Below are 14,635 nucleotides of genomic sequence, written 5' to 3'. Positions count from 1 at the left end.
ACGCTCATGACTTCCGATCTGCGAAATCTTCCTTCGATTGATAAATTACTGAATGAATCCCAGCCGCAGGCGTGGATTTCTGAATATGGCCGTTCACTTACCTTAGATGCTTTACGAATAGTTTTGGATGATGTGCGAAAATCCGTTCTCGATGGGGGCGCCTTGCCTGAGGTGGATTCTATCCTCGGAGATGCTGAAGCGAAACTGCAAAATTGGGTTGCACCTACCCTAATTGGCCTGATCAACGCCTCGGGTGTGATTGTGCATACTAATTTGGGTCGCGCCCCTTTGAGTGCCGCGGCCCTCGCGGCGGCGCAATCGGTCTCGACGAGCTACTCGAATCTGGAATACGATCTCGACAAGGGCCAGCGTGGTTCGCGCCTGGCTCACGCCGCCGCGCTGCTAACGCGCCTCACCGGTGCAGAAGATGCTCTGGTGGTCAACAATAACGCTGCTGCCGTGCTGCTGGCGCTGAGCGCTCTGGCGCAGCGCCGCCGCGTGCTGATTGCCCGCTCGCAACTGGTCGAAATTGGCGGCGGCTTCCGTATCCCTGATGTGATGAAGCAATCCGGCGCAAAATTGGTCGAGATTGGCGCTACCAACCGTGTGCATCTGCGCGATTATCAGCAAGCCATCGACGAACAGCCCATTAAACTGGTGATGCGCGCCCATCGCTCCAATTTTGCCATCGTTGGTTTTACCACCGAACCTACTCTGGCCGAAATTGTGGGTGTGGCGCGTTCTGTTCAAATTCCTGTGTTGGACGATCTTGGCTCCGGCACGCTGATCGATACGGCCCAATATGGCCTGCTGCACGAACCCACCGTTCAGGAATCGTTGGCCGCTGGCGCCGATCTGGTCTGTTTTTCGGGTGATAAATTGCTCGGCGGGCCGCAGGCCGGCATTATCGTGGGGCGCGGTGATCTGGTTGCCAAACTCAAAAAACACCCTTTGGCGCGGGCTGTGCGCGCCGATAAACTGGCATTGGCGGCGCTCTCGGCAACGTTGTTGCACTATCTGAAAGATGAAGCCGAAAGCGAGATTCCCGTTTGGGGCATGATTTCCGCATCCCAGCCTGAACTACAAGCACGCGCCCAGAGTTGGGTTGCCCATCTCGGGCATGGTACGGTCGTCCCCGGCGAATCCACTGTGGGCGGCGGCAGCCTTCCAGGCGAATCCCTGCCGACTTCGTTGCTGGCGCTCGATCACCCTCACCCCGATAAATTGATGCAAAAATTGCGCGCTTTGCCTACACCCATTATTGGTCGCATTCAGGATGGCAAAGCCGTCTTTGACCCGCGCACGGTTTTACCGAATCAGGAAAAAATGCTGTTGGATTCTTTATATGACATCTACAACATCTGAAATTGTCGAAAAAGAATTATCATACATTGTTATGCAGGCAGCGCATGCTGTTCATAACTCTTTGGGACCGGGATTTTTAGAATCGATCTATGAACGCGCGCTGGCAATAGAACTTCAGTTACTGGGACATGCAATTGAGCAACAGCGAATTGTCAAGGTCAGCTATCGTGACCAAATCGTCGGCGAACATCGCATTGATCTGGTTGTTGACGGAAAAATCATCCTGGAATTGAAGGCTGTATCAGAAATTATTCCTATTCACAAACAACAGGCGCTTTCGTATTTAAGAGCAACGAGAATGCCTCTAGCGATTGTGATTAATTTTGGTGTACGAAGAGTTCAAGCGGCGCGAGTTGTAAATACAAAACGTGATTAGCGTGAATAGAAAACAAGAAAAAATATTCGCGTTATTCGCCCATTCGCGACATTCGCGCTAAAAATGAACAAAGTGTGAGGCGGAACGCGAATAGCGCGAATAAACGAATGACGCGAATAGAAACTAGAGAAAAACACTCGTGAAATTCACGGTTGAAAACGAATTTGATACTGATGACGAATAAAAAACAGATGAGGTAATCAAATATGAAGTCCGACCTTGACCGTTTGATGCAAGAAAAAAATATCGATGCCATACTTGTCACTGGCCCGGCGCAGCACAACCCGGCCATGTATTATATGACCGGCGGCGGGCATCTCACCAGCGCCGATTTGATTAAAGCGCGCGGAAAAGCCCCTGTGCTATTCTACAACCCCATGGAGCGCGACGAAGCCGCCGCCACCGGATTGCAGACAAAAAATCTGACCGACTACAATTTAAAAGAATTGCTCAAACAAACCGATGGTGATACTGTTCGTGCGGTGGCGCTGCGCTACAAACAAATGCTCTCCGAACACGGCCTGACTGCCGGGCGCATGGCACTTTACGGCAAGATGGATGTGGGCGCGGGTTATGCACTCTTTGCCGCCTTGCAGAAAATAATGCCAGATTTAGAAATTGTGCCTGAAACTTCGCGCGATTCGTTATTGCTGCAAGCCATGGCAACCAAAGACGAAGCCGAGATCGCACATATTCGTCAGATGGGGCAAATCACCACCGAAATCGTCGGGCGAGTGGCCGAGTTTCTTGGCGCACAAAAGGCCAAAAACGAAGTTTTGGTGCAGCCCGATGGACAGCCGTGGACGATTGGGGATGTCAAGCGACGCATCAACCTGTGGCTGGCTGAATTGGGCGCAGAAAATCCCGAGGGCACCATCTTCGCCATTGGGCGCGATGCTGGCGTGCCGCACAGTTCTGGTACGGTCAGCGATCTGCTGCGTCTGGGACAGACTATCGTCTTTGATATTTTCCCCTGTCAGGCTGGCGGCGGCTACTATTACGATTTCACGCGTACCTGGTGTTTGGGCTACGCCCCTGATGCCGCGCAGGCCCTCTATGATGATGTCTACGCCGTTTACCAAAAGGTGATGGGTGAGTTGCAGGTTAATGCCTCCTTTGCGCAGTATCAGGATCGTACTTGCGAACTTTTTGAAGCACAAGGGCACCCGACGATCAAGTCAAACGATTCTTTGCAGGAAGGCTATGTCCACAGTCTGGGGCATGGGCTGGGACTGCATGTGCATGAGCGCCCCTGGGCTGGGAGCAATGCCTCCCAAGCAGACACCCTTGCCCCGGGGGTCGTTGTCACCATCGAGCCGGGGCTATATTATCCCGAAAAAGGCATGGGCTGCCGCCTGGAAGATACAGTCTATGTAACCGGCGATGGCAAGATGGAAATTTTGGCCGATTTTCCGCTCGATTTGGTCATTCCAATTAAACGTTAGCAAATTGAAGGTAGAAAGTTGAGCGCCCGAACTTTTAACCTTCAATCTTCAACTGAAGGCTTATGGAAACAATCCGAATTTTAGGCATTGAAACCTCCTGTGATGAAACCGCCGCTGCGGTGGTTGAGAATGGGCGCGTGATTTTATCGAGCGCAGTAGCTTCGCAGATTGATTTGCACGCCCAGTATGGTGGCGTTTTCCCCGAAGTGGCCTCGCGCCAGCATATTCGCAGCATATACCCGATTATCAACGCCGCGCTGCGGGATGCGCACATCTCTTTGCAAGAAGTGGATGGAATCGCTGTGACGCGCGGGCCGGGCTTACCTGGCTCGTTGGTGGTCGGCATCAACGCTGCCAAGGGTTTGTCCTTGGGGAGTGGCTTGCCTCTATTGGGAATCAACCATCTTGAAGGGCATCTGTACTCAGCGTGGCTGCACAACCAGGGCGCAGACCTGCCCACTGAGCCGCAATTTCCATTGCTGGCGCTGATCGTTTCGGGCGGGCACACCGAATTGGTTTTGATGGACGCCCACCACAGCTACCGGCGCTTAGGTGCGACGCTCGATGATGCTGCCGGAGAAGCCTTCGACAAAGTAGCGCGCCTGCTAGGGTTGGCCTACCCGGGTGGCCCAGCGATTCAACGCGCCGCGGCAGATGGCGACCCGCAGGCGCAGAAACTGCCGCGTGCCTGGCTGCCGGGCACCTGGAATTTCTCGTTCAGCGGCCTGAAAACCGCGGTGCTGCGTCTGGTGCGCGAACTTGAAGCTAACGGTGAAGAACTCCCGGTAGCGGATGTGGCCGCCAGTTTTCAGGAAGCAGTGGTAGATGTGCTGGCGCAAAAGATGTTTGCTGCTGCCGAAGAATTTGGCGCCAAAGAATTACTGGTGGCGGGCGGGGTTTCGGCCAACAAAGCCCTGCGTGAACGAATTTTAACGGAAGCCAAGCTCCCGGTGCATATTCCGCATATCTCACTATGCACCGATAATGCTGCCATGATCGCTGGGGCAGGCTGTTTTCGGTTTAGCTCCGGTCGACGCGATGCGCTGGATATGGATGCGATGCCGAATTGGCCGCTTTCGGAACTGGAATAGAAGATGGTATTTGACTTTGGCCCCCAGGCATTACTGGGCGCGCTGCTGATATTTTCGTTGCGCGTTTCCGACATGAGTTTGGATACCTTGCGCGTGCTATTTGTGATGCGCGGGCGTAAAGTTGCAGCCTGGATTCTTGGATTTTTCCAGTCGGGTATTTTTGTACTGGCGATTACGTCCGTACTCAGCAATCTGGATAACCCTCTGAATATTATTGGTTATGCTTCGGGGTTTGCCACGGGTAACGTGGTGGGCATGTTAATTGAAGAGCGTCTGGCTGTAGGGCATACGCACCTGAGCATTGTCAGTCCGCGGCGCGGCGCTGCCATTATTGAGCGTCTTCGTGGTGAGGGTTACGCCGTAACTGAAATTCCAGCGCGCGGCAAGGATGGCATGGTCACACTGATTAGTTGCAGTGTGCGTCGCAAAAGTGTCGTCGCAGTGGATCGAATTGTACGAGAAGTCGATGAAACAGCCTTTGTGACGGCTGAAGACGTGCGCCCTGTTTTGCGGGGATTTTGGCGGTCTTAACAAAAAAAGAGCGGGCTGGTTCTCACCAGCCCACTCTTTTTTTGTTTTGGGGTGAATTAAATGGTGAATTGACCGTTTTTATAGACGAGTTCACCGTCTACTAGAATTTCTGAATCGTGTTGTAAATCGCAGATCATATCCCAGTGAATGGCGCTTTTGTTTTGGCTGCCAGTTTCCGGGTAGCCCGCGCCCAGAGCCATATGGAAGGTGCCGCCGATTTTCTCGTCAAAGAGAATGTGACCGATGAAACGGTCAATATTATAGTTGGTGCCAATGGCGAATTCGCCGATATAACGCGCCCCAGGGTCGGTATTGAGCATCTCGTTGAGGAAACCCTGGTTGGTTTGGGCAGTGGCTTTTGTCACGCGGCCCTCTTCGAAGGTGAGTTCCACGCCTTCGACCACGCGCCCACCCGTGATTGCAGGGTAGGTGTAGCGCACCCACCCATTAAGCGATGATTCCACCGGGCCGGTGTAAATCTCTCCATCGGGCATATTATGTTCCCCAAACGAATTTTTGAACGTGCGTCCCTGGATCGAGAGCGTCAAATCTACATTCGGGCCGCGTAATTCCACTTTGTCATGCCCTTCAATCTGCTGAATAATTTTCTGCTGCCGGGTTTCAAATTCTTTCCAGGCTGCCACAGGGTCGGGGGTATTTTCATCGGCAAAGCAGGCCTGATAGATAAAATCCTTATAGGACTCATAGTCCATTTTGGCTTCTTCGGCGTAAGCTTCGGTGGGATAAAGTGTCGTAACCCATTTGAATTCTTTGGCCGCGCCGCGCCGCATTTGAGCGGCCAGAATGGAAGCCAGCGCCTTTTGATGGCGTGCTTGCTTGTCGGGCGAGATGTCGGTCAATGCCCGCGGGTTGGTTTCGGAATGAATACGGATGCGCGATTCGAAATCGTCATAAGCCAGTTTGCGGAAGGTGGGGGTGAAGTCGAGCTGGGCCTGGTTGGCGTGCGTATAAAAAACAGCCGCCTGATCGGGAAAATCGAGTTGCAAATGTGGATGCCCGCCGCGCTCAAGGATATTGGCGTAGAGTGCTTTGACCAGCGGTGCGGCCGCGGTGGAAGCTTCGATCAGCACGCGGTCTCCGGGTTGTATTTTGGCGGAGTGGTTGACCAGTATGTGGGCGAATTTTTCAATGCGTGGGTCTGACAAGTGATGCTCCTGACTCGATTTAGCGTGCAAAATTATATCATAGGGCGTAGGTAGCGGTTATAAAAAAGTACAAATTTCCCCTGGTGTACCCTGATGGTGTAAGTCGCGGTATACTGGGAAATCTCTCTTCAAGGGCATAGGCCTGAGACATCAAAACGACCTAAAACGAATGCTGGGAGCTCTATGAAACAATTATTGCAAAATCTTCGCACGGGTGAAACTTCTGTTGCCGATGTGCCGCCGCCTACTTGCAAGCAAGGGACTGCGCTCGTGCGCACGGCGGCTTCGCTGGTCTCGGCTGGAACTGAGCGCATGGTTGTTGAGTTCGCCGAGAAAAATCTGGTGGGCAAAGCTCGTTCACGGCCCGATTTGGTGCGCCAGATCATCGACAAAGCACGCCGGGAGGGCGTGCTGACAACGGTGGATGCGACTTTTAATCGTCTCGATCAACCAATGCCTTTGGGCTATTCTTCGGCAGGGACGATCATTTCCGTTGGGGAAGATTTGCAAGGTTTTAAGGTGGGCGATCGCGTGGCCTGTGCGGGTGGCGGATATGCCGTCCACGCGGAGTATGCGGTTGTGCCGAAAAACCTACTCACGCATTTGCCCGATCATGTCGATTTCGAAACCGCGGCGTTTGCCACCTTGGGCGCAATTGCTTTGCATGGTTTCCGCCTCTCGGAGAGTCAACTTGGGGAGCGTGTGGCTGTGATTGGCCTGGGAATTTTGGGATTATTGGCAGCCGGGATTGCCTCCGCGGCGGGCTGCAAAGTATTGGGGATCGATCTCGACCCGCGCCGTGTGGCGTTGGCGGAAAGCATGGGGTTTGAAGCTGTACTGCGCGATCAGGCGGTAGAGACGGCGCGCAAATGCTCCCGCGGTCATGGCTGCGATGCAGCGTTAATCTGCGCTGATACATCTTCAGATGATCCCGTTAATTTGGCTGGTGAGTTGGCTCGTGACCGAGCTAACGTGGTGGCGATTGGCGCAGTAGGATTGAATATTCCCCGCAAGCTGTATTTTGAAAAGGAATTGAGCTTTATCAATTCGCGTTCTTACGGTCCTGGGCGTTATGATGCCAAATATGAAGAGAAGGGCTGCGATTACCCCATCGGCTATGTGCGCTGGACCGAAGGCCGTAATCTGGAAGCCTTTGTTGATTTGCTGGCTGAAGACCGCTTGCAGGTAAAACCGCTGGTGACGCACAGATTTTCGATTGAAGACGCGCCCGAAGCCTACGAGTTGATTACTGGGAAAAGAGAAGAGAATTTTCTGGGTGTTTTGCTGACCTATCCGCAAGATGATGTAGGCGTTGAAGGTTTCAAGTTTAAGGTTGCCAACGAAGCGCCTGTGAACCTTCAATCTTCAACCTTCAATTCTCGACTCTCATCGTGTAACCTGGGTGTTTTTGGCGCGGGTAATTTTGCCAGTGCTGTTATGCTCCCGGCGGTTAAGAAAATTTCCGGCATGAATCTTGTTGGCATTGTTTCGGGTTCGGGTTTGAGCGCCCATCACGCCGCCCGAAAATTTAATTTCAATTACGCTACCGATGATGAAACCCGCATTCTCAACGATCCCGATATCAATACGGTTGCCATCCTTACCCGGCACCATCTCCATGCCGATCAGGTCATCGCCGCGCTACAAGCGGGCAAACACGTCTTTGTTGAAAAGCCATTAGCCATCAATCGCGAGCAGTTATCCGCGATCAAAGCACAATTAGTCAAAACCGAAAATACGTTACTGACGGCTGGGTATAATCGACGATTTGCGCCGCTGGCACAGCAGCTTGCCGCATTTATTGCAGACCGCAAAGAGCCGCTCGTGGCGCATTACCGCGTCAATGCCGGGTATATTCCACTAACGCACTGGCTGCACGATCCGGCTGAAGGCGGCGGACGCATTATTGGCGAAGGCTGTCACTTTGTCGATTTTCTTATTTTTCTGGTGGGTCAAACCCCGGTCTCGGTGACCGCGCACACCATTCCTGAAGATGGTCGCTACCTTGAAGATAATATTGTCATCACCTACACCTTCCCGGACGGTTCACTGGGTACACTTACCTATCTGGCAAACGGGGATAAAGCGTTTCCAAAAGAACGTGTCGAAGTCTTTGCTAGCGGGCGTGTCGCCGTGTTGGATGATTTCCGTGCGCTAGAGATGGTGCAAAATGGCTCGCGCAAACTGGTACGTTCGCGCTTCCGTCAAGATAAAGGTCACCGTGCTATCTGGGAAGCCTTCAGTCATGCAATTACGCAGAGCGGTCCGCCTCCCATCCCATACGAACAAATCTTTGGCGTCACCGAAGCCACCTTCGCCGCGGTTATGGCGTTACGCACGCGTAAAACCATCGAAATTGGCAGTGAGGTCGAATGCCCCGACTGCCCCTGATCGCGAAAGCCCTGCGCGAGTTGGGGTTTCGACAGGTGGGTTTGTACGCCGCCTATCAAATTTTGCTGCGTTCCGGTTATTTACACTGGAAGATAGGAAACCGAAGACCGGCAGGCAAAACAATCGGTTCTCTGTCTTTTGTTCTCCATCCTATCTTGTCCTTGCCAGACAAAGATGAGTTGATGCGGTTATTGGGGAATGAGGAAATCGCGCACCTTTTGGCTGAAGCTGATCAAATCGTAGAGGGTCACTTCCGGCGCTTTGGCGTGGTGCCTGCGCCCATAGAGCTGACTCCCCCCGGAGCGCTTTCTCATTGGACAGACTACGAATCTGGGCATCAACCTTGGGGAGTAGAGGATCCCAAATTCATCTGGGAGCCAGCCCGTTTTGGTTGGGCTTTCACGTTAGGGCGCGCCTATTACCTCAGCGGGGATGAGCGTTACCCCGCAGCTTTTTGGACATATTTCGAAGAATTCCAGGCAGCCAACCCGGCCAATCGCGGCCCTAATTGGGCATCCGCCCAGGAAGTTGCCCTGCGTCTTTTGGCCTTTGCCTTCGCCGGGCAGATATTTTCAGCCTCTCATCACTCAATCGCCATTCGCCATTCACAACTTGTCGCCGCGATTGCCCAACACGCGCTTCGTATTCCACTATCCTTGCTGTATGCCCGCGCCCAAAACAATAACCATCTGCTCAGTGAAGCCGCCGGGTTGATCACCGCCGCGGCCTGCTTGCCGCAGCATCCGCAGGCGCGCCGTTGGGCCAAACTCGGCTGGAAGTGGTTCAACCGTGGCCTGATACAGCAGATCGATCGCCATGGTGCGTATAGCCAGCATAGCGCCAATTATCACCGCCTGATGCTGCAACTGGCTCTCTGGGTGAATGCGATCCAACGAATGGCGAGCGGCGAGCGGCGAATAAGTAAACCTTTAACCTTCAACCTTGAATCTGTAACCCCTCATCTGCAACTCGCTACCCGCTGGCTTTTGGCCCTCATCGATCCCGAAACTGGTCGTGTTCCCAACCTCGGCCCCAATGATGGCGCGTATATCTTCCCGCTGACCGTGCAGCCCTTTGACGATTATCGTGCCACGCTTCAGACCGCAGCGCAAGCATTTTTGGGTGAGCGGGCTTTTGGACAAGGAGAGTGGGATGAAATGGGGGCATGGTTGCAGGTTGATGGTTTAAAGTTGAATGTTGAACCTTCAACCTTCAACCTTCAACCTCATCAACCGATCACTTCGCGAGCGAAAAACTCCTGGGCCTACCTGCGCACGGCGAACTTCACTGGCCGCCCTGGTCACGCCGACCAACTGCATCTGGATTTATGGTGGCGGGGGCTGAACATCGCCCAAGATGCAGGCACATACAGCTATAACGCCGAACCACCCTGGGATAACGCGCTGACGCGCACTCAGGTTCACAACACGGTTACGATCAATGGCACTGAGCAAATGACCCGCGCCGGGCGTTTCCTTTACCTTGATCGAGCGCAGGCGAAAATCATCGCTACTGAATGCGCCGAAGATGGCTCCTGGCATCGTGCTATTGCCGAACATAACGGTTACCGCAAAATTGGCCTTACGCATCGTCGCACAGTCACTGTCCATGCCGATTCGGGTTGGACTGTAGCCGACGAACTCATCCCAGTTTTTCGTCCATCGTCTTCTGTTCTAGCGCGCTTGCATTGGTTGTTGCCCGATTGGGCGTGGAAACTTGATGGCGAGAACCTGAAACTGAAACTCCAATCACCCCACGGCTGGATTACTCTTCAGGTTACTGTGGAGAACGATCTTCAACCTTCAACTTTCAACTTTCAACTTGCCCGCGCGGGAGAATTGCTCACCGGAGATGGTGAAGTCGCGCCGTATATGGGCTGGGTTTCCCCAACTTATGCCCAAAAAATTCCCGCACTTTCGTGGAGTGTTCAAGCCGATGCGGCTTTGCCGTTTATATTTATTAGTGAATGGCGCTTTCCGGATGAATCATGATGAGTAACCGGCGACAGGCCCTTGAGCGATTAGCCGAATCCATTCTGGCTCAAAGAACAACGCGCCCCCTGCGGGTTGCCATTGATGGCGTAGATGGCGCGGGCAAGACGTTTCTGGCTGATGAGTTGATTCCGTTGATTGCGCCTTCCCGGCCGGTAATCCGCGCCTCCATTGACCGGTTTCATTACCCGCGTGAGTACCGCTATCGTCAAGGCATTGATTCGCCCGCAGGCTATTATCAGGACTCTTTCGACAATCAGGCGCTGGTGGATTGCTTGTTACAACCCCTCGGCCCGGAGGGGAATCGAATCTATCAAACCTGCAAATTTGATTTCCGGGAAAATGCCGCCCTCGTCGAACCATCGCGCACAGCGCCCGTCAATGCGGTATTATTATGCGATGGTGTTTTTCTGCTGCGACCGGAACTGGTGGTCTATTGGGATTTTCGTATCTTTGTAGAGGTAGATTTTCAGGTGTCGGTTCCCCGCGCCGTGCAGCGTGATCTGCGCAACGGAGCTGATGAAAGCGAAACGGCGCTTCTGAAACGCTATCAAACGCGTTATGTTCCCGGCCAGCAACGTTATTTTCAGCAAGCCCAACCGCGTCAGCACGCTGACGTGATTTGGGATAATACTAATTTTGAAAATCCGTTATGCACATATTATTGATCCATCAGGCATTTGCCGCCCTCAACGAGCCCGGCGGAACCCGCCATCATGAAATTGCGCGCTATCTGGTGCAAGCAGGGCATCATGTAACCGTGATCGCCAGTCCGGTCAGCTATCTTACTGGGGACACAACCCTAACGCCTGATACCAACGCCTCTGCGGAAGACGAGTTGGGCGTTCGGGTTATCCGTGCTTATACCTACTCAGCTCTCCACAAAAGTTTCGTTCATCGTGTCTTTAGTTTCTTCAGCTTTATGGTGTCGTCATTTTTGGCCGGGTGGCGCGTGCGGGATGTAGATCTCGTCTGGGGCACCTCCCCACCCATTTTCCAGGGTGTGACCGCCTGGTTATTGGCTCGGCTCAAAGGGGTTCCATTTCTGTTTGAAATCCGCGATCTCTGGCCTGCCTTCGCTGTAGCGGTTGGCGTGTTGAAAAATCGCCCCCTGATTATTGCATCCGAGTGGCTGGAGCGTTTCCTCTATCGCCGCGCCGACCAGATGTTGGTCAATTCCCCCGGATTTATTGAGCATGTTCAGGCGCGCGGCGGACGCGAGATTGCCCTCGTTCCTAACGGTGCCGATCCGCAAATGTTCAACCCCGCCGATAATGGGAACAAATTCCGTCAGCAGCATAGCTTGGAAGGCATGTTTGTGGCCTTATATGCGGGCGCACATGGTATGTCGAATGATTTGGTCGTGCTGCTCGATGCGGCTGCACAATTGCGCGATACCCTTGAAATAGCCGTTGTACTGCTGGGCGATGGCAAAGAGAAACCCGCTTTGATGGAGTATGCCGCGCGCCTGAGCTTGACGAATGTGCATTTTGTTTCCTCGGTAGCAAAAACTGAGATGGGCGGGGCGTTGGCCGCGGCGGATGCCTGTATTGCGATCCTCAAGCCCATCGAAATGTATAAGACGGTGTACCCTAACAAGGTGTTTGACTATATGGCGGCCGGTCGGCCGGTGATTTTAGCGATTGACGGCGTGATGCGGACTGTGGTGGAGCAGGCTGAAGCGGGCATCTTCGTGCCGCCCGGTGATGCGGACGCCCTCGCGGCTGGGATTCGTTATCTGGCCGGACACCGCCGAGAAAGGCAGATCATGGGCGAAAAGGGGCGCGCCTGTATTGAAGCCAAATTTGATCGATGTGTTTTGTCGGCTGAAATGGCGCAAATAATGGAAAGTTTGCAATTGCTTCGTTAGAAGCTCGTTAATTTCCCCGTACTTTGGTCTAAATTGCTACCAGCATGGTGGATAGATTGGTATAATTCGTAGGCCTTTTTTTAGGCTTATACAGTTGGAGGTATTTGTGGATTCATCAAGAAACCGATCTTCGTTTATATATATCCTTTTCATCATTGGCATTGCCATATTGCTTTTCTTTAACTATCGACAAAGCACCGAATCGCAAGAAATTTTGTCGATTAATGAATTAGCAATGCAGATCCGCCGCGGCGAGGTCGCGCGCGTGGTCGGTGCTGATAAAGAAGTGCGCGTAGTTTATAGCGATGGTACCGAAGGCACTGCTCAGAAAGAACTTGCATCCACTTTGGTAGCGCAATTGCTCGAATTAGGTGTTACAGCGGAAGATTTAAACCCTCAGAATATTAAAGTCGAAATTGAACCGCCCAATCAGTGGGTTGGTGTTGTCACGATTTTAAGTTATCTTGGCCCGGTGGTTTTGCTGGGTGCGATGTTCTGGTTTATATTCCGTCAGGCGCAAGGTGGTAATAACGCAGCGATGGCATTCGGTAAATCGCGAGCGCGTATGTTTACTGGCGATCAGCCCACAGTAACATTTGACGATGTAGCTGGTGTGGAAGAAGCCAAGTTCGAATTGGAAGAAGTAGTCGAATTTTTACAAGAACCGGAAAAATTCATCGCTTTAGGCGCGCGCATCCCGAAGGGTGTGCTGTTGGTTGGCCCTCCTGGAACCGGCAAAACCTTGTTGGCGAAGGCCGTTTCTGGGGAAGCGGGTGTGCCATTCTTCTCCATTTCCGGCTCAGAATTTGTAGAAATGTTTGTGGGCGTGGGAGCCAGCCGCGTGCGCGATTTGTTCGAGCAGGCCAAACGTCATTCACCCTGTATTGTTTTTGTGGATGAGATTGATGCTGTCGGCAGGCAGCGTGGCGCCGGTTTGGGTGGCAGTCACGACGAACGTGAGCAAACCCTTAATCAGATGTTGGTCGAGATGGATGGCTTCGATACGGATACAAATGTAATCATCGTTGCCGCTACCAACCGCCCCGATGTGCTTGATCCCGCGCTGCTGCGTCCGGGACGTTTTGACCGTCAGGTCGTTTTAGACCAGCCCGATGTGCGTGGCCGTGAGGCGATATTGAAAATTCACGTGCGCGGAAAACCTTTGGCAAACGATGTTAATCTGACCGTGTTGGCGCGTGCTACCCCTGGTTTTGTGGGCGCAGATATTGAAAACATGGTCAATGAAGGTGCAATTTTGGCCGCACGGCGTGATAAGAAAGAGATTGGTCAGTCTGAATTTGAAGAAGCGATTGAACGCGTGATCGCCGGGCCGGAGCGCAAGAGCCGCCTGATTAGTGAGGGCGAAAAGAGAATTATTGCCTATCACGAAGCGGGCCACGCTGTGGTGACCAATGCCTTGCCCGAGGGTGATCCGGTTCATAAAGTTTCGATCACCGCCCGCGGACAAGCTGGCGGCTATACCTTGATATACCCTGAGGAAGACCGAACCCTGATGGCGAAGAAAAAACTCTTTGCCAGTATGGTTGGCTTGTTAGGCGGGCGTGCTGCGGAGGAAATTGTCTTCGATGATATTACTTCGGGCGCATCCAACGATCTGGAACGCGTCACTCGTATGGCGCGCACCATGATCACACGCCTGGGCATGAGTGACGACCTCGGCCCAATGGTCTATGGGCAGAAAGAAGAACTCATCTTTTTAGGCCGCGAAATTTCTGAGCAGCGCGATTACTCTGAGGCTGTTGCGGAGAAAATCGATCAGGAAGTTCGCCGTACCGTGGGTGAGGCCTACGAGCAGGCCAAGCAAATTTTGCTCAAATATCGCGATAAATTGGACGCGGTGGCGGATCGCCTGATGGAAGTAGAAACCATTGGTCGAGAAGAGTTTGAAGAAATTTTCCCGACCCCCGTGGAAAAAACCGGTGGAACACCGGTTCCGCAAACTGCATAAATAAATATGGCCCCGCCCTCAATCGTTGGGGGCGGGGCTTTTGGCTTGGGGGCATATTCTGTTTTATTCCAGGTAAAATATCATGAATTCTTTTTTCTTTTACTCAATCCCCGATGCTGGATTTTTATCGATTTCCGGCAGTAGCCGGGTTGATTTTTTACAACGCCAAACGAGCAATGACTTACGCAATTTAGGCGCGGATGATGCCCGGCTGACCGTGTTGACATCGCCCACAGCGCGCATTCTGGATGTATTCCGAGTCTTTGGGGAAGGCGAATCTTTGGGAATTGTCTCCCTCCCCGAGCGAGTCCCGGTGACCGAAAAATATCTGCGCAGCCGCATCTTTTTCAATGATGATGTCCAATTGGAAAATCAAAGCGCGAAATATGCGCAAATCCTGCTCATAGGTTCGCAAGCCGCACAGGTTCTTGATACGCTAG

The 14,635-nt window shown here is 52.8% G+C and carries 12 protein-coding genes; 11 read left to right on the top strand and 1 reads right to left on the bottom strand.

Going from position 1 to position 14,635, the window contains the following annotated elements:
- The first annotated feature begins 6 nt into the window (after positions 1-6).
- The 5 genes from HN413_12035 to HN413_12015 all read left to right on the top strand — a co-directional run bounded on the left by HN413_12035 (position 7) and on the right by HN413_12015 (position 4,808).
- On the top strand, positions 7-1,365 hold the full coding sequence (locus HN413_12035) for an L-seryl-tRNA(Sec) selenium transferase (protein MBT3391127.1): 1,359 nt from the start codon (positions 7-9) through the stop codon (positions 1,363-1,365).
- Positions 1,346-1,741, top strand: coding sequence for a GxxExxY protein (locus HN413_12030; protein MBT3391126.1), 396 nt, complete (start codon positions 1,346-1,348; stop codon positions 1,739-1,741). Before HN413_12035 ends, HN413_12030 begins: the two co-directional genes overlap by 20 nt.
- A 206-nt stretch (positions 1,742-1,947) precedes the next feature.
- On the top strand, positions 1,948-3,186 hold the full coding sequence (locus HN413_12025; protein ID MBT3391125.1) for an aminopeptidase P family protein: 1,239 nt from the start codon (positions 1,948-1,950) through the stop codon (positions 3,184-3,186).
- A 71-nt stretch (positions 3,187-3,257) separates the two neighbouring features.
- Complete coding sequence (gene tsaD / locus HN413_12020) at positions 3,258-4,277, top strand: tRNA (adenosine(37)-N6)-threonylcarbamoyltransferase complex transferase subunit TsaD (protein MBT3391124.1); 1,020 nt, start codon at positions 3,258-3,260, stop codon at positions 4,275-4,277.
- Positions 4,278-4,280: 3 nt separating this feature from the next.
- Positions 4,281-4,808: a DUF2179 domain-containing protein gene (locus HN413_12015; GenBank protein ID MBT3391123.1), complete on the top strand. Its 528-nt coding sequence runs from the start codon at positions 4,281-4,283 to the stop codon at positions 4,806-4,808.
- 56 nt (positions 4,809-4,864) lie between these two features.
- Here HN413_12015 and HN413_12010 read toward each other — a convergent pair whose 3' ends face one another.
- The gene (locus HN413_12010) at positions 4,865-5,974 is read right to left on the bottom strand and encodes an aminopeptidase (protein MBT3391122.1); all 1,110 of its coding nucleotides are present in this window, start codon (positions 5,972-5,974) and stop codon (positions 4,865-4,867) included.
- A 183-nt stretch (positions 5,975-6,157) separates the two neighbouring features.
- Between HN413_12010 and HN413_12005 the strand changes: the two genes are divergently transcribed.
- The 6 genes from HN413_12005 to HN413_11980 form a co-directional block, all read left to right on the top strand.
- Complete coding sequence (locus tag HN413_12005; GenBank protein ID MBT3391121.1) at positions 6,158-8,365, top strand: Gfo/Idh/MocA family oxidoreductase; 2,208 nt, start codon at positions 6,158-6,160, stop codon at positions 8,363-8,365.
- Positions 8,347-10,356 carry an alginate lyase family protein gene (locus tag HN413_12000; GenBank protein ID MBT3391120.1) on the top strand — a complete coding sequence of 670 codons (2,010 nt, stop codon included), beginning with the start codon at positions 8,347-8,349 and terminating at the stop codon, positions 10,354-10,356. The genes HN413_12005 and HN413_12000 overlap by 19 nt, the downstream gene beginning before the upstream one ends.
- A complete protein-coding gene (locus HN413_11995; protein MBT3391119.1) occupies positions 10,356-11,024 on the top strand; it encodes a uridine kinase in 669 nt (222 codons plus the stop codon). The genes HN413_12000 and HN413_11995 overlap by 1 nt, the downstream gene beginning before the upstream one ends.
- Positions 11,009-12,226, top strand: coding sequence for a glycosyltransferase family 4 protein (locus HN413_11990; protein MBT3391118.1), 1,218 nt, complete (start codon positions 11,009-11,011; stop codon positions 12,224-12,226). Before HN413_11995 ends, HN413_11990 begins: the two co-directional genes overlap by 16 nt.
- 106 nt (positions 12,227-12,332) lie before the next feature.
- Positions 12,333-14,195, top strand: a complete 1,863-nt coding sequence (locus HN413_11985) for an ATP-dependent metallopeptidase FtsH/Yme1/Tma family protein (GenBank protein ID MBT3391117.1) — start codon at positions 12,333-12,335, stop codon at positions 14,193-14,195.
- A gap of 82 nt (positions 14,196-14,277) precedes the next feature.
- A partial coding sequence (locus tag HN413_11980; GenBank protein ID MBT3391116.1) for a hypothetical protein occupies positions 14,278-14,635 on the top strand: 358 nt, incomplete at its 3' end.

It is taken from the genome of Chloroflexota bacterium (assembly GCA_018648225.1).
GTDB lineage: Bacteria > Chloroflexota > Anaerolineae > Anaerolineales > UBA11858 > NIOZ-UU35.
This window is presented reverse-complemented; position numbering and strand designations above follow the sequence as displayed.

Bases quoted from the DNA above. Each gene is read 5' to 3' on its own strand.
- HN413_12035 (MBT3391127.1), top strand. From the start codon at position 7: ATGACTTCCGATCTGCGAAATCTTCCTTCGATTGATAAATTACTGAAT.
- HN413_12030 (MBT3391126.1), top strand. From the start codon at position 1,346: ATGACATCTACAACATCTGAAATTGTCGAAAAAGAATTATCATACATT.
- HN413_12025 (MBT3391125.1), top strand. From the start codon at position 1,948: ATGAAGTCCGACCTTGACCGTTTGATGCAAGAAAAAAATATCGATGCC.
- HN413_12015 (MBT3391123.1), top strand. From the start codon at position 4,281: ATGGTATTTGACTTTGGCCCCCAGGCATTACTGGGCGCGCTGCTGATA.
- HN413_12005 (MBT3391121.1), top strand. From the start codon at position 6,158: ATGAAACAATTATTGCAAAATCTTCGCACGGGTGAAACTTCTGTTGCC.
- HN413_12000 (MBT3391120.1), top strand. From the start codon at position 8,347: ATGCCCCGACTGCCCCTGATCGCGAAAGCCCTGCGCGAGTTGGGGTTT.
- HN413_11995 (MBT3391119.1), top strand. From the start codon at position 10,356: ATGAGTAACCGGCGACAGGCCCTTGAGCGATTAGCCGAATCCATTCTG.
- HN413_11990 (MBT3391118.1), top strand. From the start codon at position 11,009: ATGCACATATTATTGATCCATCAGGCATTTGCCGCCCTCAACGAGCCC.